The sequence below is a fragment of the Paenibacillus hubeiensis genome, from assembly GCF_032334105.1.
Lineage (GTDB): Bacteria > Bacillota > Bacilli > Paenibacillales > Paenibacillaceae > Paenibacillus > Paenibacillus hubeiensis.
In genome coordinates, this window is the sequence record NZ_JAVYAE020000002.1 from 450,350 (window position 1) to 472,069 (window position 21,720).

The window sequence follows — 21,720 nt, forward strand, 5'->3', positions numbered from 1 at the left end:
GCAGGGGAGCGATTCATGAATGCGGAATCTGCGGAAGTTGTCGTCATCGGCGGAGGCATTATCGGCCTGTCCATTGCTTATTATGCAGCGAAGCAAGGTATGGACGTGATTGTGGTGGAGCGAGGGGAGCTCGCCGGAGGAACCTCTTCCAAATGCGACGGCAATATTCTTGCGATTGACAAGGACCCCGGCTTTGACAGCCAGATGTCCTTAAAATCGCAGGAGCTGGTGGCGGAATGGGCTCGGGAGCTGGGTGAGGAATTCGAATACCGCGCCCCGGGCAGCATTCTGGTCTGCGAGACGGAAGAGGAGATGCTTGCCGCCGAAAACTGGGTTATACGCCAGCGTGAGGCCGGCCTTCCGTTCCGCATGCTCGACCAGAAAGATCTCCGCAGCGAATGGCCGGCACTGGCCGAAGATCTGCCCGGCGGCTTGGAGTGTGCCACGGATTCGACGGTGAATCCGGTGCTGCTCGCCTATTCGCTGGCATCTGCCGCCCGACGGTACGGAGCCAGGCTGCGGGTTCATACGCCCGTTACGGCGATTTTGCTTGATGCAAAGCGGAGAATACGCGGGGTGGAGACCGCCGCCGGCACGATTCATACCCGGACCGTCATCAATGCTGCAGGGGTATGGTCGAAGCATATCGGACAAATGGTCGGACTGGATATTCCGATCGAACCCCGCAAGGGTCACATTCTGGTCGCTTCCCGCTGGGAGAGCATCGGGAAGCGAAAGGTGATGGAATTCGGTTACCTGATGAGCAAGTTTGGCGGAAAACGCAGCGTGGAACCGAAATTTGAACAATACGGGATCGCGCTCGTATTCGAACCGACTGCTTCGCAAAATTTCCTGATTGGCTCGAGCCGCCAATTTGTAGGGATGGACGTTCGGGTGGATCAGGAGGTCATCCGGCTTATCGCCGAAAGGGCAATCCGGTTCTTTCCTGTCCTGAAACAGGTTCCGCTGCTTCGAACCTACGCGGGGCTTCGCCCTTGGACGCCGGATCATTTGCCCATCGTATCAGCTGTTGATGAAATTCCCGGATTCTATGTCGCGGCAGGGCACGAAGGCGATGGCATCAGCCTCGCGGCCGTTACGGGAAAGGTCATGAGCGAAATGCTGAAAGGAGTCCCGACCTGCATTCCGGTTGATCCGCTGCGTTATGACCGTTTCCGCCGAGAGGCGGGCAGACAGGAGGTAGTCTTTTGAAAATATCCAAGCTGGTGACCACCATCGACACGCACACGGGGGGAAACCCCACCCGGACCGTAACAAGCGGAGCACCCGAGCTGATCGGCCGCACAATGACCGAGAAGATGGTGTACATGTCCGAGCATTACGACGATTTTCGCCGGGCCCTGATGCTGGAGCCGCGGGGGCACGAAGTCATGTCAGGCTGCATTTTGACCCCACCGTGCAATAAAGAGGCAGACATCGGGGTTGTCTTCATTGAAAGCGGCGGATATTTGCCGATGTGCGGACACGACACCATCGGTTTATGCACCGCGTTGATCGAGGGAGGAATTTATCCGGAAAGCAAAGACGTCATCCATTTGGATACGCCGGCGGGTATGGTGAAAGCAAAGCTTACGGTGGAGAACGGAAAGGTGAAAAAGGTTTCGTTCACCAACATCGCCTCCTTTTTATACCAGTCGGATGTACAGGTTCGCGTCGAGGGTGTTGGCGTCATTTCCGTGGATATTGCGTACGGGGGCAATTTTTACGGGCTTGTGGATGCGCGTCCGCTTCGTCTGCCGCTCGTTCCCGGCCGGGGTTCGGAAATCGTCGGGCTGGCGATCAAGATCCGGGAGGCGGTCAATCGTGAAATCGAGGTGGTACATCCCGAATTTCCCGTCATTCGCGGACTCACCCATATCGAGTTCTATAGTGATCCCGTATCGCCGTCGGCCAGCTGCCGGAATACGGTTGTTGTGCCCCCCGGCGGCATTGACCGCTCTCCCTGCGGTACGGGGACTTCGGCGAAGGTTGCTGTTCTTTACGCCAAGGGGGAACTGCAAAAGGGAGAGGAGTTTGTGCATGAAAGCATCGTGGGCTCCATGTTCCGGGCCAAAGTGTTGGAGGAAACGACCGTGGGCGGATTGACGGCAGTCATTCCCGAAATATCCGGTTCGGCGTGGATTACGGGCTTTCATCAATTTGTTTATCAGGACCAAGACCCGTTGAGTAAGGGATTCTTCCTGCTCTAACGAAGTTAATCGGAGGCCAGCTATGGAAACAACGAAATGGTATGCGGCGCTCGATACGCATTCCTGCGGTCAGCCGCTGCGGATCATCACCGGGGGACTGCCGCAGATCAGCGGCTCCTCCCAGTATGAGAAGTCTTTATTTTTCAAACGACATTTCGATTCCGTCCGAAAGCTGCTGCTGGCTGAACCGCGTGGACACCGCGAGATGACGGGGGCGATTGTGACGGCACCAACGACGGAGGAAGCAAGCTTCGGGCTGTTATTCCTGAACCAGGCGGGCCTTTCGGCCATTAGCGGCCACGGAATCATCGCCGCCGTCGCGGCATGGACGTCAACGGGACAGCTGTCGCCTTCGGAATTGGCCAAAGGCATTCTGATCGATTGCCCTGCCGGAACGATCAAGGCATTTGCCGACTGCAACGGGCATGAGGTCCGCTCGGTTTCTTTTTGGAATGTCCCAAGCTTCGTGTATGCCGAGCAGCTTGCGGTGAAGGTTCAAGGCATGGAGGCAAGGGTCGATGTCGCCTTTGGCGGTGAGTTTTATGCTGTTGTCGATACGTCGATGTGGGAAACCGGTGATGTTTTTGCGCTTCCGAAGCTGCGGGAATGGGGAAGGCTGATCCGGGAGGAGATCGAGCGGCAGCTTGAGGTAAGGCATCCGCAATTGGACTGGATAACCGGAATTCACGGCGTCTTTTTTTATCAAAGGCACGATGCAACGGGCGATGACGGACACCCGAACCGGCTCGCATATCGCTGTGCGGCTGCATTGGCCGGAGAGCAGCTTGATCGGTCGCCCGGAGGGGCCGCCGCCTGCGCCCACATGGCGGTTCTGCATGCCCGCTGTCCGCTGGAGCCCGGGCAGCAGGTTATATATGAAGGCATCACTGGCGCCCAAATCGTAGGAAGCATCGCGAGTGAAACGGAAACTCACGGGTATCATGCCGTCATTCCCAGCCTTACCGGAACTGCTCACATTCTGGGCTTTATGAACTTTTTGCTCGATCCGTCGGACCCGCTGCCGGAAGGCTTTGTTCTGTACTGAATCGAGTTCGATGCAGGCTGGATAACACTGAGGGGAGAAATATCAATATGCCAACATTTGAAGGGGTCTATGTCGCGCTTGTCACACCGTTTACAGCGGATTACGAGGTCGATTACCAGCGTCTTGCCGAGCTTTGCGATACGCTCATCTTACAGGGCGTGAACGGTTTGATTCCAGCCGGATCATTGGGCGAATATGCAACTTTGACGCAGGAGGAGCGGGCCAAGGTGGTAGAGACGGTCATCGAAGCCGCGGCAGGACGAGTGCCGGTGGTCGTCGGCTCCGCGGCGCCTTCCACCAAGCAGGCTGTAGATTGGGTACGGCACGCCAGGGATGCGGGAGCCGCCGGCGTGATGGCCTTGCCACCGATCAATTACAAGCCGCTCGAGTCTGAGGTCGTCGCTCATTATGAAGCACTGAATGAAGTGGGGTTACCGATCATCGTTTACAACAACCCGCATGATTACAAAGTCGATTTGACGCCAGAGCTGCTTTCCAGACTTTCCGGACTTGAACATGTCGTGGCCGTGAAGGAATTCTCCGGGGATATCCGCCGCGTGCACGCTATTTTGGCCCATACCGATCTGGAAGTGATGATCGGCGTTGACGATTTAGCCATGGAAGGTGCGTTGTGCGGAGCAACGGGCTGGATTTCGGGCGTGCCGAATGCCCTGCCCAAGGAAGGCGTGGAGCTGTTTAATCTGGCGAGACAAGGAAAAGTTCAGGAGGCAACCGATCTATATCGCCACCTTCTCCCGCTGTTTCACTTCGATGCCAGTCCGCAGCTCGTCCAGTCGATCAAATATATGATGGAACTGGCCGGATTTTCGGCAGGACCGACGCGTCCACCCCGCCTGCCTCTCCCGGAAGCCGAGTATGCCGCCATTAAGGAAGCATTTGAGTTTGCTGTAAATCGTGAATGGAGCCAGCCATGATCAGTTGGTGGATCAGCTGAATGATGAGCTTTGCAAAAGGAGGAACGCGAATGAAAAACAGCCGCAACTGGATCGGTGGAGAATGGATCGAGCCGACGGCGGGAGAGTGCGCCGTATTCAGCCCATCCAATACCAAAGAGCAGGTAGGGGTGCTGCATTTATCGGACTCGTCGCAGGTCGTTCAGGCGGAGCAGGCGGCGCGAATAGCTTACGGCTCTTGGTCTGGCTTGAGCGGCCCCGCCAGAGCCGGTCATTTGGAACGGATGGCGGATCTGCTGGAGTCGGCCTCGGATGACGTCGCCCTTCTCGCAAGCCTGGAGATGGGAAAACCGATTGCCGAAATGCGCGGGGAAGTAAGGCGGGGAGTGAATTTGCTGCGTTACTACGCTTCCGAGGGCCTTCGGGCGAATGGGACGGTGATCCCTTCGAGTGAGCGGAATGTGCTGCAATTCACGAGAAAGGTTTCTCTCGGCGTGGCGGGCATCATTACGCCCTGGAACTTCCCCGTGGCCATTCCGATCTGGAAAATAGCGCCCGCGCTGATTTGCGGAAACACGGTCGTATGGAAGCCGGCCGAGCTTGCATCGCTGACCGCGACCAGGCTGGCGGTACTGTTTGAAGCAGCTGGGCTTCCGCCCGGCGTCATCAATCTGGTTATCGGCAAGGGCAGCCGGATCGGCAAGGCGCTGCTGGAGGAAACGCCTTTGGACGCCGTGAGTTTTACCGGCTCCACGTCCACAGGACTTGGCATTGCTCAAATGTGCGCCAGGCGCAATATCAAATATCAGACCGAAATGGGCGGCAAAAATGCTGCCGTCGTATTAAGCGACGCCGATCTTGAAACGGCTGTGCCGCTCATTGTCAGCGGCGCGTTTCGATCGGCTGGGCAAAAATGCACGGCAACAAGCCGGATTATCGTGGAGTCAGGCATCTACGATTCGTTTGTCAGGGAATTGTCGCATGCCATGTCCGAAATTAAGCTGGCCCCGGCATTGGACAGCGAGGCTTACCTCGGTCCCGTGGCTTCCGCAGGCCAGTATGAAACCGTCATGTCCTATGTTCACATGGCGAACGAACAAGCGGATATTCTGGCGCAGGGCCCGCCTGTCTCCGGAAATTCAGAGGGGTATTATATTCGGCCGATCGTAGCCGCCGGCGTAAGCGCAGGTCACCCACTGATCCAGGAGGAAATATTCGGCCCCGTCGCCGCGGTGCTGAAAGCGGCCGACTTTGACGAAGCGGTAGCTTTGTGCAATCAATCGATTTATGGGCTGAGCGCTTCGCTGTTTACCCGAAATTTATCGGCTGCCCATCGGTTCCTGGACGAGGCTCGGGCCGGAATGGTCCGTGTCAATCAGGAAACCGCGGGTGTCGAGTATCAGTCCCCGTTTGGCGGCATGAAGCTGTCAAGCTCCCATTCGCGCGAACAGGGCCAGGCTGGACTGGATTTTTTCACCGAGCTTAAGACATGCGCCATTTCTTATTGATAGGAGGTTTCCTATGAAACGCCCTTCCATGATCATTTGCCGATGCGAAGAAGTAACCCTCGCTCAATTGGAGACTGCCTACGGGTCAGGATGCCATACTTCGAGGCAGCTAAAAATGAAAACGCGGGCCGCCATGGGAGCTTGTCAGGGCAGGGTATGCAGACATCTCCTCGAGACCTGGGTGCATGCCCAAAATCCGGAGTCACCCCGAGACCCGGAGCTCCTGTCCCATCGTCCTCCGGTGCGGCCCGTGACCTTCGGCCAGTTGGCCAATGGTGAATTGTGATGGAACGGATTACGAATCATCCGATATTGGGCCGGTGGGAACGAGGCAGGGAACCGGTCAGCTTTACGTTTGGCGGCAGGACGCTGACCGGACTTCAGGGCGAGCCGATTGCGGCTGCCCTGCTGGCCTCGGGGATTCGCAGGCTGCGCAGGCATGAGGAGTCCGGTGCGGTCCGCGGCCTGTATTGCGCCATCGGCCACTGCATGGAATGCCGGCTGACCGTGGAAGGCAAGGGGCAGGTGCGCTCCTGTCTAACCCCGCTTGAAGAGGGGATGCGCATTTCCGAAGGGCGGCAGCTGTCCAATGAAATTACGGGGAGGAAGCTGCCATGACCCCGGCGACGTCATTCGATCTGTTGATCGTCGGAGCCGGCCCGGCGGGCTTATCGGCCGCCGCAGTGGCGGCCGGGCATGGCTTGAGCGTAGCTGTGCTGGATGAATTCCCGCAGCCCGGCGGGCGCATGCTGGGACAGTTCCACGAGGAAAAGGGGAAGTGGTGGGTTGGAAGGCAGGCTGCGGAGCAGTTGATCGAACAATGCCGCGTGCTGGGAGTGGATATCCGCTGCGGCGTTTCCGTTCACGGCATGTTTCGGCATGAACGTTGCTGGGTCGTGAGAGCCGGAGGCGCGTCGTTCACGGCTGCAAGGGTTCTCCTCGCCACCGGTGCCGCCGAAATTCCCCAGCCGACGCCGGGCTGGACGCTGCCAGGGGTCATGTCGATCGGAGCCGCCCAGGTAATGACCAATGTGCACTTTGTGAAGCCGGGCCGTCGCGGGCTGATCATCGGCGTGAATGTGCTCGCCATGGCGATTGCCCGCGAGCTGTCCGTCAGCGGAATTTCGCTCGCCGGAATCGTGCTGCCAGAACAAAATTCCGTATTCAGCAAGGAAGATGTGCCTAAAGAAGCAGTGAAACGTCTGCTGGGCCTTGCTCATTTGGCCCCGTCTCCGCTGATGAGGATCGGGGGAAAGCTGGGCGCCAGCCTGGGGATGGCTGGTGCAATATCCCGCTTTTTTCCGCGGCGCGGGCTGAAAATATGGGATATCCCTTTACGGCTGCGGACTTCCGCGATTTCGATCAATGGCGAACTTCATGTGGAATCCGTGACGCTGGCGGATGTAACCGGGACAGGCGAAATCATTCCGGGCAGCGAACGGGAGGAAAACGTCGATTTTGTGGCTCTTGCCGGAGGTTTATCCCCGCTCGCCGAATTGGCCGCGGTGGCCGGATGTCCATTGGTGTATGCAGAGGAACTCGGTGGTCATGTTCCGCTGCACAATGAGGATATGCAGACGCCGGTCGAGGGTTTGTACGTCGCCGGAAACATAACGGGAATCGAAAGCGCGCAGGTGGCTATGGCCCAGGGAAGAGTCGCGGCGGCCGCCATTTGCCGCGATGCCGGAGCACCGGGGATGGACCGGGAACGTAACCTGCTTGAAGCGATGGAGCATGTTCGCCGGATTCGCGCCGCTGCTTTGATCCAATTTCATTCAGGTATTTCGGGCGCCAGAGACCGATTATATAAGACATGGAATAAGGAGGCATGAGTATGAAAAGGTGGTTATCCATGGTACTTAGCTTTTCGCTGCTGGTGTCCTTATGTGCATTCCCGGCCGCGGCCGAGCCGGCGGAGGCGGAATCCACCGGCGAAGAGGCGAAGATCATTGACATTTTTGGCAGAACGCTTAACGATTATGGCGTTGAGCTGGTAGATTGGCAGGGATACATCGCCAATCCTTACGTGAAACTGAACGTGGTTCCGCCCGAGGACGCCGCCTATCCGTTGACGATCGATATTAAAGCCAAGGGCACTTCCCGCTTGATGATGGACCGTCCGAGCACGCTGAGCGCAACCGGGGCGGCAAAGACGTTAACGTTCCAAAATGCCGGCGAAAGCAAGCCCTTTCTGCTCGAAATCCATCCCGACCGAATCGGAGGCAATGGGGAGATCGAACATTACACGCTGGAGCTCGCGGTCACGGATGCCAATGGCGCTGTCCGAAAACAAACCACCCCGATTCGCGTATGGGACCAGGATGATGCCAGAGAGCCGAGCCTGCCGCTGAAATTTGATTACAGATACGATACGATCCAGCCCTATTTCAGCGATCCCGCGATCCGAGAGGCCAGCGAACAGGCGATCAAGGATTGGTTCTACTTCTTTGATATGGAGCCCTTCGATACCGTCCCGGCGAATTCGGAAGTCACCCGGCTGCCAAAGGATAACTTTGACGGTCATGACTCCGTGACCAATGATGAGCCTTACAACGGGATGTGGATCTATCTGAGAGGGCTCAACGGCCCTTATTCGACCGGCGGAGCGTCCGACAACGGGAAATATCATAAACGCAACGGCGTGACGGTCCCTGACCGAATTCACCGGTCGCTTCTCACCATTTTGGACTTTTACGATACCGCAACGCCGTTTACCTCGCTGGATGATGAGCAGTGGTACCTGACGGAGATGTCCGACACATCTACGGACGTGTACGGACTCATCATGCACGAATTCGGGCATGCGCTTGCGTTTTCCCATAGTTGGAGAGGCATGGCTGCTTATAAGCGCAGCGGAGGAACAGCGGATAATATCGTTGCCTACCAAGGGGTCCCGGTCCCGCTGGATGACACCTATCATATTCCCGGGGAACCACAATACTGGGACCGGATCAGCGGCCAGAACGGCGGCCGTACTCATCTCTTTCACAACAAGCGCTGGATGCTGACCAAACTGACGCTGTTGATTGCGGAACAAGCGGGCTGGAAATTGAATCGTTCCCTGACACCTTTTCTTAGCCCGTCGATTAAAAACGTTCCGGTTCCCAATGCAAAGCCAGGACAGCAATATGAACTGAAGCTGCAGGCCGAAGGCGGAGTTCCTTTCTATGATTGGAATATCACAGGGGGATCGCTGCCGGAGGGGCTGACGCTGGACCGCTTCACAGGTACGATCGCTGGCAAGGTATCCGGCAAAGCCAAGGGCAGCTACAGATTTACGGTACAGCTTCGGGATTATGACGAAAAGAACACCCCGGTGCAAAAGGAATTCACGTTAAACGTCGGTCAGGGAGAGCTGGCAGGGAATTACTTGTTTGATGAAGAAGAGGCCGGGGATTCCGGTATCGCCCTTGATTATTCCGGTGCGGGCCATGATGCCGCCGTTTACCATGCTTCGCGCACGGACGGCGCAAGAGGCGGAGGGTTGGGCCTGAACGGCTCGTCAAGCTACATGAAGCTACCGGATACGATGCTGAAAGGAACCCGGGACTTTACATTCTCCGCCTGGGTAAACGTTAACGGGGGTCCGAGTCCGGACGGTGCATCCTCTGACAATTCGGATATCAACACAGCCAGCGCGCGCATTTTCGAATTTGTTTCAGCCGCAGGCACGTCGGCGGACCTAACCATCGAAGCCGGCGGTACGTTACGCTTCACAGCACCGGGCCCGCAAGGGACAGGAGCCGTGAGCGTTGCCGGCAGCGGCTTGACATCCGGACAATGGCATCATGCGGCGGTCACCCTATCCGGAAACACGGCAGTTCTGTACCTGGATGGGGTAGAACAGGCCAGGACCTCGGAAATGAATCCAGGACGTATTCGTTCCCTGCTGAACGGAGTGAACAAGTATATCGGAAAGTCCGGGACGGACGGACATTATTTTGCCGGCAGCCTCGATGAAATCAAGCTCTATTCGCGTGCGCTGGTTGGGGAAGAGATCGCCGCTCTAGCCGCGGATAAACCATCGCCGCCGGTTGTTGAACCACCGGATCCCGCAAATCCGAACGTGGCGATCGAAGGAACCGTCTCAGCCTCCTACGTCTCGCCTTGGGAAAGCCTGGCGGGGCTGAATGACGAATACGAGCCGACAAGCTCGGCGGACAGGGGGCATCCGGTCTACGGAAACTGGGATACCCGCGGGAGCGAGCAATGGGTGCAGTATGACTTCGACCGACCGTTCACCCTCTCCTCAAGCGAGGTTTACTGGTTTGACGATAATGATGGGATCGATCTGCCGGCATCGTTTTACATCCAGTATTGGACGGGAACCGATTGGGTGGAGGTGCCTGATCCTTCTGCATATGGCGTGTTTCCGGATCAGTATAACGTGACCTCCTTCGATCCGGTGACGACGACGAAAATCCGCCTTACCATGAAGGCCAAGGAAACGACATCCACAGGCATTCAACAGTGGAAGGTGATCGGAACGTCCGTCCCATCTCCAGGTTAACGGTCGGACGTACCACAAGCGAATAGGGGGGCATGATATGGGTTCGGTTAAAGAGGAGGAACGCATCGTAATCCAGGATATGGAGGCGCTGTATTTGGGCAATCTGGCCACGGTGGAATTTGATCTCCGCTTGCCCCGGGAAGGGAAATACGGTTCAAAAATCAGCTGGACATCTGGGGACTCTCGTTTTCTCCGAGACGACGGCACGGTAAACCGGCCGAAATATGGCATAGGCACACGCACGGTTCCGCTGCGGGCAACGTTTCGATACGGCGGCTGCAGCAAGGAAAAAGTCTACAACGTGACCATTTTGGAGGAAGAGAATCGAATTCGCGTGTCTCGGATTTATCCGATACGCCTGAAAGCGGATGTGGGGAAACCATTTTATTTGCCGGCGGTGGCCGTGGTCGAAACGGCCGAGGGGGAGATCATTTCCCATGCCGTGGATTGGGAACCGGGAGAGGAATATACGATGGATGAGCCCGGTCCCATCATGGTTAAAGGTGTCCTTAAAGACACGGCCATTCCGGTAAGCGCCGAGGTTTGGGCGGCAGCCGGGCAGGATCGGGAAACGATGGACACAATTCCTGCCGTGCATGGCTTTCCCGCTGTGGCGGTGGCGCTGAAGGAAGGAACCGCCTTTAAAGCGGCTCAGGACAGGAGCCTTGCCTTCCTGAAAAAGGTCAATGACGATCAGATGCTGTATAATTTCCGAGCCGCTGCCGGACTGGATACGCGCGATGCTCCGGAAATGACCGGTTGGGATTCGCCAGGGTGCTTGCTGAGGGGACATACGACCGGACATTATCTGTCTGCGCTGGCGTTGTGCTACGCAGCTTCGGGAGATGAGGACATCAAGCGGAAGGCGGAGTATATGATCGCTTCGCTGGAAGAGTGCCAGCATGCTTTTGCTGGTCAGCCTGGATTTGATGCCGGCTTCCTCAGCGGTTACTCCGAGGAGCAGTTTGACCTGTTGGAGAAGTTTACCCGGTATCCGGAAATATGGGCTCCTTACTATACCCTGCACAAAATTTTTGCCGGATTGCTCGATTGTTATCGCCTTTTGGGAATCCATACGGCGCTGAAGATCGCCGATCAGCTTGGCGATTGGGTATACCGCCGTTTGAACCGGCTTCCAAACCGCGTGCTCAAAACGATGTGGGGCATGTACATCGCCGGCGAATTCGGCGGGATGAACGAATCGCTTGCCGAGCTGTACTCCATCACGCGCAAGTCTGAACATCTGGCGGCGGCGAACCTGTTTGACAACGACCGCTTGTTCGTTCCGCTGCGCGCGGGTATAGATGCCCTCGGCGGCCTCCACGCCAACCAGCATATCCCCCAGGTGGTCGGCGCCCTGAAAATATTCCAGGCAACCGGGGAGAAGGCGTATTACGACATGTCCCGCTTTTTTTGGCAGGCCGTCACGGGTGCGCATATCTATTCGATTGGCGGCACGGGAGAAGGCGAAATGTTCCGGCAGCCAGGCAAAATTGGAGAATTTCTCAGCGAAAAAACCGCAGAAACCTGCGCCTCGTACAATATGCTGAAACTGACGAAGGAATTGTTTGCGTATCATCCGGCAGCGGAATATATGGATTATTACGAGCGTACGATGTTTAATCACATTTTGGCCTCATGCGATCATCAGCCGACGGGAGGCAGCACGTATTTCATGCCGCTGGCACCCGGCGGGACAAAGTCTTTTGACGTGACGGGGAATACTTGCTGCCATGGCACGGGCTTGGAGAATCATTTTAAATATGCGGAAGCTATTTATCATTACGATAAATCTGCGCTGTATGTGAACCTGCTGGTTCCTTCAACCCTCCATTGGCGGGAACGGCAGATGAAGCTGACGCTGGACGTGGAGCCGCATGATCCCGGAAAAGCGGCGCTGCGGATGGAGGGAACGGGGGAATTTGCATTGATGATTCGCCGTCCATACTGGGCCGGACCGGAATGCCGCATGGAGATCAACGGCAAGCCTGCCGACATGGCCGATGACCCTACAGGATATATCTGCATCAGTCGGGATTGGCAGGATGGAGACGAGATCAAGCTCTTTTTCGACTGCAGGCTCCGCCTGGAAACGGCGCCGGATCGGAAGGAACTGGCATCTCTTGCGTATGGACCGTACATTTTGGCTGCGCTCTCTGATGCAAATGACTATTTGCAGCTTCAATTGCACGAAGATGACCTGATGAGAAGTTTCACCAAGGAGACTGGGCCGCATGGGTTTGCTTTCCGCTATACCTTGGACAATTTGTTGTTTATTCCGCTTGCGAATGTGTTTCACGAACGATATCACGTCTATATTGAACGGAACCCGATGGGATCATAGGGTGGAAATGCAAGCGCACACTTCTACAGTGTGCGTTTTTTTTCGCAAGGCAAGAATAGGGGAGTACGTTTATTTCTTCTTAGGACATGACCCTGAAATAATCGGTAGCAGGAGGAACGGGCTAAAGGTAAGCAGCATCTTAAAGTTCCATAACAAAAAAGAGCCATCTCTATGATCGTTCATACGACCCAAAGAGGTGGCTAACAGAATATTAATATTCTTGAAATTCTGATTCTACTGAATTTAAAGTTAGTTTTTGCTCTGGAGATGGGGTTTTACCCGACTCTGGCCCATCTGCGTCTGCCTTAAATTTAATAAGATAAGACCCTTTTTGAGGTATGATTTTATCTTGTAAATGGAATGTTAACTTTGTGAAAATACCATTTATATTTGAAATAATTACAGTATGCCCATCATTACTAATTTGTTCATCTTCAAAATAGATCTTTGTATCTTCATTGGAGTCATTGTAATAATAATCATCGGTTCCGAATGTGATACCTTCTGAAGTTATTTCTAATGTACCATTGAGAAATTCCTCGTTTGTGGCATAAGCAAATATAATTTGTTCTGAACTATTTGCTTCAAAATCTTTCTCTAACGAAGCCATATTATCATCAAATCCGAAGAAATCGGTCTCTAGTGTTGCTGGAGGTTCTGTTCCCTTGGTTAACGTAAATTTAAATGCATTTTCAGCAGTCTTTGCAGATTCGTATTGTGTTTCAGGATCCATTGCAGTTATTACAAAGGTATAGTCACCCGGTTCAAGGTATCCGAGATCGCCAGTTAATGAGCCGTCGCTTTGACTTGTTCCCTTGAAATATCCATCTCCCAATTCACCGTCATCAACAACATTATTTCCATTTTTGTCATCCCATGGGTAGATATACACCCATGCATTTGCACGGCTTACTGCAGATGCCTGCCCGATGATTCGGTCAATCTCATTCGAGTAATTATCAATGACTGAAAATTTGCTTGCGTCCACTGTGAGAGGCGCTTCTTCAGTCGAGGGCTCCATTACGACCTGTTCTAAAACCTTATAACTTGTTACCCCGGTCGTGGTTCCTGTAGCAGCAATCGGTGTTACCTCAACGCTGATATAATGATCGACATCATCTGAAGTAAAAGTGTAGGAACTACTATTGGCATCAGGAATTAATACTTTTTCCCTTCCCTCACTATTCGCTGAGCGATACCAAGCATATTTCACGGATTGTTGTTGGTCATCTTCTGCATCATCATAGGTAAAGCCGATAGTGACCTTTTGACCAACAACCAACTTTTCGGTTTCCTCTTCAAACATAAAACGCAAATCTTTAGCTACAGGAGCCGCATTAATTGGTGATTCTGGATTCGGATTTGGCTCTGGATTTGGAGTTGGTGCGGGAGATGGTGTTGGCGATGGGTCACGATCAGGCACCGATGGAGAAGCTGGCTCAGGAGTTGAGCTTGATACAGGCGGCGATGGTTGTTGCTGTACAGGCTTGACGGGATCTTTCACAGGCTCCTGCTCTGGCTTTTGTTCCGGCTCAGGTTTGGTCGTTGCTTCTTCTGCTTGTTCTTGATCTAACTCGGTTTTTTTCGTGAGAAATTTAGAAGTAACCAAAGCTACATCCTGGCGCTTTGCACTTCCTGAAGGATTAAAACTCCCATCTTTGTTTCCTTCCATTAATTTCATTTCGATGGCAACTGCCACATATTCTTTAGCCCAGTCTGAAATAAATGAAGAATCGGAAAATTCAAGTTTTGAACCCTTGCCGGTTGTATCAACGTTTAAAGCATTCACAAAAATGACTGCCATCTGTTCGCGCGTGAGTGGTTCGGTACCAGCAAATTTTCCGTTGCCGACACCTTGAATTAATCCTGCTTTATACGCTGCTTCAACGGCAGCAAATGCATAGGAGCTTGCAGGTACATCCGAGAAGGTTGTTGATTGCGATGAGGCTATACTTAAATCAAGATTTAATGCTTTGGATAATACGATTGCAAAATCTTGTCTTGTAATGTTGCCGGATGGATTGAATTTTCCGTTGCCGGTCCCGTTCATTATCCCTGCGTCTGCCAATTCGATGATGGCGTTTTTGGCATAATTGTTTGGAATATCCGTGAGGGATGATGAAGACGCTGCAATTGGGGATGCTAAAACTCCCAGCAAAAGAGTCGTTGAAAGGATGGATGCTGCAGCCAGTTTACGTGTTTTCATAAATATCCCCTTAATATAGTATAAAAGACTTATATTATATCGGATTCAGCAAGGGGATTTTTAATACATAAAGATGAAAATAAAAGGTGACCTCCAGCTTTGCTTATGTACGACCAGGTTGATGAATACAGGCTTGCCTTACAAGCATAATGAGAATGCTCGTAGCTATCAACTGGATGACCCGAAAGTCATTCAGATTTAAAATCATTCGAGATCATAAATATACATATGTAAATCCAAGTGAAACGTACAAAAGTAAAGGAACTATGGTAAAGCAATAGTCTGGCAAATTAACGTTGGGGCATGCAAAAATTATTCCTACTTTTCGAACATAGATTGGCCGAATAAACATGCTTTTGAACGATCACATTTTTCAAATAAATGAGTTGTAGTTCTTTTGTAGCGTAAAAAAAAAAGGAGAATTCATGATAGAAAATGTAAATTTAGTGTCAAAGTACTATTTTTTTCAAGTTTGACAGAACTATATAGATTTATTTTTTGCGCATATGTGAACAAAAATGACAAATACTTCGACAAACTAGAAAAATATGTACTAATTGACAAATGTAAAAGCGATTATATAATGTGGATATCTACAAAATTGTACATTTAGTTACAATTGATTTCAAAATAACAAATGTCGGGAGTGGGGCAGGAATGTGGTTTTTGGTTCTATGGTTATTTGGGCTGATTTCAGGGGGAGTTCATCTTTATTTGCTAGGTTTCCCCGGGGAAATGAGCGAGATTAGCAGAGTACTGCTGCTTCATCAATTTGTGGTTACGTTTGGACTGGTTGGAGTCATTGGTTATGTTGTTAACATTGCCAGAGCTGATCAGACAGCCAAAATGTTGGGATGGCCTGGCGGACCATTTCAGGTCAAATATGGATTTTCCCAGGTAGGGCTTGGAATTATGGGGATTCTGGCCATCTGGTTTCAAGGGAATTTCTGGGTGGGTGTGTTGGTTACGATGTACATATACGGTTTAAGTGGTCTTTGGTCACATACTTACGTCATGATTAAAAATCGCAAAATGGATGGAGACAGCATTGGAAATCTGATAATGGATATTGCATATCAGACGTTTATCACGGTTCTCTCCATATGGGCTGGCGGAATTTGGGTAATGCACTAAGCTGTTACTGGATTTATGCTTAATCAGCTTGAATCTCAATTAACGAACGAGGTGTGGTCATGATGCTGCGAAAAACCGTTGAGCTTTCCGAAACGCAAAAAGGAATCTATTTTGACTGTCTGGTGAACGATCCTGCTTCCTATAACATCTCTGCTTCGATACAATTGAATGCGTTACATTTGGAGATATTTCACCGGGCCATTGAACTGCTTATGCATGAACAAGTGGTGCTGCGTACTCGTATAGAGATTCAAAACGATGTACCGATTCTAGCAGTTCATGAAGAGATGGACGTTATGCTTGTCTCCAGGGATCTGAGTGGTGAGGGGCATGAGGATCTGAAAGAACAACAGCTAAAGGCATGGATAGAAGAATGCATCGAAACACCTTTTGCATTGGAGCAAGGGCCTCTGTTCCGTATGATGATTGTAAAAATGGACGAAAACCGGCATATCCTCACCTTATGTATCCATCATTTGATCTGCGACGGGATATCGCTTGAATTGATGAAAAATAAACTGATCCGCCTGTATACTTCTCTTCTTCAAGACCACCCTGTGGAGGTAAAGCAGGACGAGGGATTTATCGCCTATGTCGAAGCTGAGAATCAGAAACTGTATGAGAACAAGTACGCCCGAGAGCAGGAATATTGGTTAAACCGAATGAAAGGGGCGGAACCCCTGGCTTTACATCATGACTTCCCGGCAGGTTCTTCACAAGAAGGCATCGGACGTGAACTGCGTTTTGATATTCCCAAATCGTTGATGGAGGATATTACCCAAGTATCCAAAGAAAATGAAGTAACCGTCTTTATGTTCTTTATGGGTGCCTTTGGCATTCTCATGAATAAATATACGGATACAAACGACATCACGTTTGTTTCCCCTTATTCTCATCGTCCAGGCTTGGATCTGGAAGAAACCATCGGGTGTTTTGTCCATATGCTGCCCATGCGTTTTCATATTGACCTCGAATCGAATTTAACACCTCTGCTGCAGCAAGTAGCCACAACTTGGATGGATACCTACAGACATATCGGATACCCCAATAACCTCATTGTCAGAGACAGTATGCTACACGCTCAGCCTGGATCACCATCGTTGTTCGATATTTCCTTTGTCTATGATTCCTATGAAGAAGATCCACTCGAAACACGTATGCTGGAACAGGACAAGGTTACTTTTCCAGGCGATCTTATGGTTGTATTGAACCGATCCCCACAAGGCACACAATTGAAACTGCAGTATAAGCCGGGCTTGTTCCATGAGGATTCAATCGATCGAATGGGCCAACGATTCTTATACTTGCTGAATCAACTGGTAACCGACCCTGCGAAGAAAATCAGTGAGTTCAGTCTGCTGATGCCGGATGAGAAAGAAACCCTGCTGCAGCGATTCAATCAAACTTCTTATTTTCCTTACAAGCCTCAACATATTATGGATGTATTCCATGAAAAAGTCGCACGATTCCCGGAACGGTTGGCTTTGCTGGAAGGATCCCGGTATCAAACCTATGCCGAGGTGAATGCAAAGGCCAATCAACTGGCAAAACAGATCATAGCGAGAAAGAAAAGCGATAACGAAGCAGTCGGCATTCAGATGCCGCGCAGCTCGGACCTGGTTATTGCCTTGTTGGCTGCTTTGAAGGCTGGATGTGCTTTTGTGCCCATGGATCCATCCTATCCTTTATCCCGAAAGATTTATATCGTATCAGATGCAGACATATCGACCGTGCTGGCCGTACGGCCCGAGAAAGATGACGAGGCGCTTGATGTACATTTTATCTACACGGCCGATGATAAGGCCTACACAGGAGACAGCTCGAATCCCGAAGGAACGCTAAACCCGCGTAGTCTTGCCTATATCATGTACACCTCGGGATCAACAGGCAAGCCGAAGGGAGTCATGATCGAAAATCACAGCGTAGTGAACACGCTGCTTGATCTGGAACGTCGCTTTCCAATGCAGGCGGATGATGTTTACTTGCTGAAAACGGCCTATACCTTTGATGTCTCCGCAACGGAACTGTTTGGCTGGTTTATGGGGGAAGGAGCATTAAGCATCCTTGAACCCGGAGCAGAAAAAGACCCTTCCCGTATTGCGTCTACGATTGCAGCACACCAAGTAACCCATATCAATTTTGTTCCAACCTTGTTCCGTCTTTTTCTGGAAACAATGGAGCTTCGCCCGGATCTGTCAGCACTAGAGACGTTGAAATGGGTGTTTGTTGGCGGAGAGGCGGTCACACCGGACATCATTCGAAAGTTTCACAGGCTGGGTATCCAAGCCAGCCTGGAAAATGTATACGGTCCAACAGAGTGCACCATATGGGTATCTCATTATCCATTAAGCAGCTATGAAGGTCTGGGTAATGTACCGATTGGATACCCGCTTAATGAGTCCAGATGGTATGTCGTTGGAAGTCATGATGAGCTTCAGCCGATCGGCATTCCGGGCGAGTTGTGTCTTAGCGGAGTTGGACTGGCGCGTGGATATCTCAATCTGGAGCAGATGACACGTGAGAAGTTTGTCCTCAACCCCTTTTTTAATGAAGGACGGGACCCGGAGTATTTCAGGTATATGTATCGCACAGGTGATCTGGTACGTTCACTTCCGAGCGGAACGATAGAATACTTGGGACGCATTGATTTCCAGGTTAAATTTCAGGGAGCCAGGCTGGAGACAGGCGAGATCGAGAATGTCCTGTCGTCCTATCCGGGTATCGTTCAGAGCGTTGTGGTCATGAAATCATTTGAGGGCAGACCTGGATCGCTGTATGCCTATTATCTGTCAGAGCGGGAACTGCCTTCAACCCAGTTGAGAGAACATCTATCCCGTTCATTACCGGCATATATGATTCCATCTGTTTTTGTACATAAGTCCGAATTTCCGCTCAATAGCAGCGGGAAAATTGATCGGAATGTGCTCATGGCGGATATGACGCATGCTCACGCATCCAGTAGAGCATATGCTGCTCCGGTATCTGAGCTGGAGAAGATGGTAGCTTCGGTATGGGCCCAAGTGCTGGGAGTCGAGAGAGTGGGGCGGGATGATCATTTCTTCGAGCTGGGCGGTAATTCATTCTCCGTCATTCAAGCTCATAATAAACTGAAGCATCACACAGATGTGGAGTTTCCAGTTCCTCGTTTTTTCGAATGTCCCACACTCAGAGAGTTTGCAGAACAGGGTGAGCACGATGAGGTGCTCAAGATACCTGCAGAGCGGGAAAAGCTGTTCCAACGCAGAGCTGGTATTCAGCGTGAAGACATTGCGATTGTTGGCATGGCTATTAATGTGCCGGGCGCTGAGGACATTCGAGAGTTCTGGAACAATCTTGTTGAACGGCGGGAGAGCATTCACTTTTATAGCGATGAGGAATTGAGGGAGCTCGGAGTGGATGAAGCATTGCTTCATTCTCCCAAATACGTCAAGGCCAAGGGTCGTGCCAACGGCATTGATGAGTTTGATGCCGGCTTCTTCGACTATACTCCAGGCGAAGCCAAAATGATGTCTCCGCAATTCAGGCTTCTGTATCAAGGGATCTGGGAAGCGCTGGAGGATGCGGGCTGCATACCAGACGAGTCAGGGAAAGTCGGAGTGTTCCTTGGCGGGTCGGATGATTTCGAATGGTACCGTCAGGTGCTTTTTAACGATGCAAATTATAGCAGCAAATACGAAGCATTTACGCTCAGCACCAACCATTTTCTTGCTACCCGGATGGCGTACAAGCTTAATTTGAAAGGCCCGGCCTATACTGCATTGACGGGATGCTCAACCTCTCTGGTTACACCCCATCTAGCATGTCAATCACTGATTGTTGGGGAATGTGATGTGGCCGTGGCTGGTGGAATTACCGTCGAGCTGCCCAATGAAGGGGGCTATGTCTACGAGGATGGCATGATGTTTTCCGCAGATGGGCACTGTCGTCCATTCGATGCGAATGCCAGCGGAACGGTGTTCTCCAATGGTATGGGAATAGTGGTGCTGAAGCGGGTAACCGACGCACTGCAGGACGGGGATCATATCTATGGCGTGATCAAGGGATCAGCCATTAACAATGACGGGCAAGAGAAACTCAGCTTTCTTGCTCCAAGCGTAAGCGGCCAGTCCGAAGTCATTCAGGATGCCTACAAAGTGGCCGGAGTGGACCCGGAAACGGTGAGTTACATCGAAGCACACGGTACAGGAACGCTGCTTGGCGACCCGATTGAAGTCAATTCGTTAACTCGAGCTTTTGCCTCCGATCAAAAGCAATTCTGCTACCTTGGCTCGGTTAAAGGCAATGTGGGGCACATGGATACAGCGGCGGGGGTAGTTGGTTTGATTAAAGTGGCGCTCAGCCTTAGACAAGGTTTTATACCGGGAACGGCCAATTTTGAGCAGCCGAATCCCAAGATTGATTTTACGAACACACCTTTCAAAGTCAATGCGCATGGGGTGAATTGGAAACAAGTCTATACCGGAATCCTGCGCGCGGGAATCAATTCATTTGGTGTGGGGGGCACAAATGCTCACATGGTATTGGAGGAGGCACCCGAAATGGATCAGTGCAGTCCGGATGAAGACGTAAATGTATTGCTTTTTTCCGCCAAATCAGAGTACTCGCTGAACCATACCGCTGAACGGATAATGGAATATCTGGTGCAGCAGCCGCAACCACCGGTTTCGGACGCAGCCTGGACTCTGCAGACGGGCAGAACTGTTTTTTCTTATCGCAAGGCGCTCGTTCTGGATAAAACTTGGAAGGATAACCCTGACAAATTAATGCAACAGTTGGGGAAAGCGCGCGTGTACCACCATTCGGCTCAAGATAGCCGCCCCGTATTTTTTATGTTCCCTGGGCAGGGCAGTCAGTATCAGGGAATGGGGGCAGAGCTGTACAAATCTGCAGAGCAAGCAGGCATAGCTCCCTTGTTCAGAAGATATATTCTGGAGATTCTGGACCTGCTTCCTGCGGAGGAACGGGAAGACATGTTGTCCGTTGTATACGGTGACCAGCATCCTGACCGAATCAACCAGACGGAGTACAGCCAGTTCGCATTATTCATGACAAGTTATGCCATGGCCAAATCGCTGCTGGACCTGGGGATCCGGCCGGACGGCATGATCGGACATAGCATTGGGGAACTGGCTGCCGCAGCGGTAGCGGGTGTGTTCGAGCTGCGAGATGCCGTCAAAATGGTACGGCTTCGCGGACGTTTAATGCAACAGCAGCAGCCTGGTGTCATGCTTGCTATTATGGCGGATGCTGATCTGGTGAAGTCGCAGTTGGATGAAGAAGCTTGGCTGGCCTTGGTGAATACAACGGGCTCCTGTGTGATTGGCGGGACGGCAGAAGCCATTGCGCGGATGGAAGTCAAAGCAGAAGGAATGGGATGGACGTGCATCCGTGTCAAAACCTCTCACGCGTTCCATACACCGATGATGAATGAGGCAGCCGCAGAATTTAAACGTTGTCTGGCAGAATACACACTTCATATTCCGCAGATCCCACTTTTGTCTAATTCGAGCGGCACATGGGCTCAACCAGATGAAATTACGAAACCCGACTATTGGTCCCGCCACATTTTAGAGCCAGTGTTGTTTGAAGCGAACCTGGCTGAAGTGTTGAAGGACGAACATGCTGTATTGATTGAGGTTGGTGCAGGGCGGACGCTGAGTTCCTTTGCCAGACAACATAAACAATCACGTGATTCCCAGACAGTGCTAAATATGCTGCGCCATGTCAAAGAAACGGAGCAAGACAGTATATATGTAAGCCGAAGACTCGCCGAATTATGGTGCGAAGGCATTGAACCTAACTGGAAGGTGCTCAAAGGACAGACTGTACGCCGAAAATGCTCTCTGCCT

General features: G+C 51.9%; 12 protein-coding genes and 2 pseudogenes. 13 read left to right on the forward strand and 1 reads right to left on the reverse strand.

Going from position 1 to position 21,720, the window contains the following annotated elements; all coding sequences use genetic code 11:
* Positions 1–15 precede the first annotated feature (15 nt).
* Genes RSX24_RS08690 through RSX24_RS08735 form a run of 10 tightly spaced genes read left to right on the forward strand, consistent with a single transcriptional unit; the run spans position 16 to position 12,531 of the window.
* Positions 16–1,212, forward strand: a complete 1,197-nt coding sequence (locus RSX24_RS08690; protein ID WP_343260303.1) for an NAD(P)/FAD-dependent oxidoreductase — start codon at positions 16–18, stop codon at positions 1,210–1,212.
* Positions 1,209–2,210: a proline racemase family protein gene (locus tag RSX24_RS08695; RefSeq protein ID WP_343260304.1), complete on the forward strand. Its 1,002-nt coding sequence runs from the start codon at positions 1,209–1,211 to the stop codon at positions 2,208–2,210. Before RSX24_RS08690 ends, RSX24_RS08695 begins: the two co-directional genes overlap by 4 nt.
* Before the next feature lie 22 nt (positions 2,211–2,232).
* Complete coding sequence (locus RSX24_RS08700; RefSeq protein WP_343260305.1) at positions 2,233–3,255, forward strand: proline racemase family protein; 1,023 nt, start codon at positions 2,233–2,235, stop codon at positions 3,253–3,255.
* A 47-nt stretch (positions 3,256–3,302) separates the two neighbouring features.
* A complete protein-coding gene (locus RSX24_RS08705) occupies positions 3,303–4,190 on the forward strand; it encodes a dihydrodipicolinate synthase family protein (protein ID WP_343260306.1) in 888 nt (295 codons plus the stop codon).
* Between the two features lie 50 nt (positions 4,191–4,240).
* Positions 4,241–5,677: an aldehyde dehydrogenase family protein gene (locus RSX24_RS08710; RefSeq protein ID WP_343260307.1), complete on the forward strand. Its 1,437-nt coding sequence runs from the start codon at positions 4,241–4,243 to the stop codon at positions 5,675–5,677.
* A gap of 13 nt (positions 5,678–5,690) precedes the next feature.
* A complete protein-coding gene (locus tag RSX24_RS08715) occupies positions 5,691–5,963 on the forward strand; it encodes a (2Fe-2S)-binding protein (protein WP_236412573.1) in 273 nt (90 codons plus the stop codon).
* On the forward strand, positions 5,963–6,295 hold the full coding sequence (locus RSX24_RS08720) for a (2Fe-2S)-binding protein (protein WP_438286782.1): 333 nt from the start codon (positions 5,963–5,965) through the stop codon (positions 6,293–6,295). The genes RSX24_RS08715 and RSX24_RS08720 overlap by 1 nt, the downstream gene beginning before the upstream one ends.
* Positions 6,292–7,509 (forward strand): NAD(P)/FAD-dependent oxidoreductase, encoded by a 1,218-nt coding sequence (locus tag RSX24_RS08725; protein ID WP_343260308.1) that lies wholly within the window; start codon positions 6,292–6,294, stop codon positions 7,507–7,509. The genes RSX24_RS08720 and RSX24_RS08725 overlap by 4 nt, the downstream gene beginning before the upstream one ends.
* Positions 7,510–7,511: 2 nt before the next feature.
* Positions 7,512–10,187, forward strand: a complete 2,676-nt coding sequence (locus RSX24_RS08730; RefSeq protein WP_343260309.1) for a LamG-like jellyroll fold domain-containing protein — start codon at positions 7,512–7,514, stop codon at positions 10,185–10,187.
* Positions 10,188–10,224: 37 nt separating this feature from the next.
* Entirely contained in the window at positions 10,225–12,531 is a 2,307-nt protein-coding gene (locus RSX24_RS08735; protein ID WP_343260310.1) for a beta-L-arabinofuranosidase domain-containing protein, read from the forward strand.
* 211 nt (positions 12,532–12,742) lie between these two features.
* Here the strand turns inward: RSX24_RS08735 and RSX24_RS08740 are convergent, their stop codons facing one another.
* Positions 12,743–14,737, reverse strand: a complete 1,995-nt coding sequence (locus RSX24_RS08740; protein WP_343260311.1) for an S-layer homology domain-containing protein — start codon at positions 14,735–14,737, stop codon at positions 12,743–12,745.
* A gap of 657 nt (positions 14,738–15,394) precedes the next feature.
* Between RSX24_RS08740 and RSX24_RS08745 the strand changes: the two genes are divergently transcribed.
* From RSX24_RS08745 to RSX24_RS32310, 3 genes and pseudogenes are all read left to right on the forward strand, one after another.
* On the forward strand, positions 15,395–15,871 hold the full coding sequence (locus tag RSX24_RS08745) for a DUF6790 family protein (RefSeq protein WP_343260312.1): 477 nt from the start codon (positions 15,395–15,397) through the stop codon (positions 15,869–15,871).
* A 62-nt stretch (positions 15,872–15,933) separates the two neighbouring features.
* A pseudogene (locus RSX24_RS32305) lies at positions 15,934–20,595 on the forward strand (hybrid non-ribosomal peptide synthetase/type I polyketide synthase); the annotation flags it as partial.
* A gap of 114 nt (positions 20,596–20,709) precedes the next feature.
* Positions 20,710–21,546 (forward strand): annotated as a pseudogene (locus RSX24_RS32310) (acyltransferase domain-containing protein); the annotation flags it as partial.
* Positions 21,547–21,720: the final 174 nt, after the last annotated feature.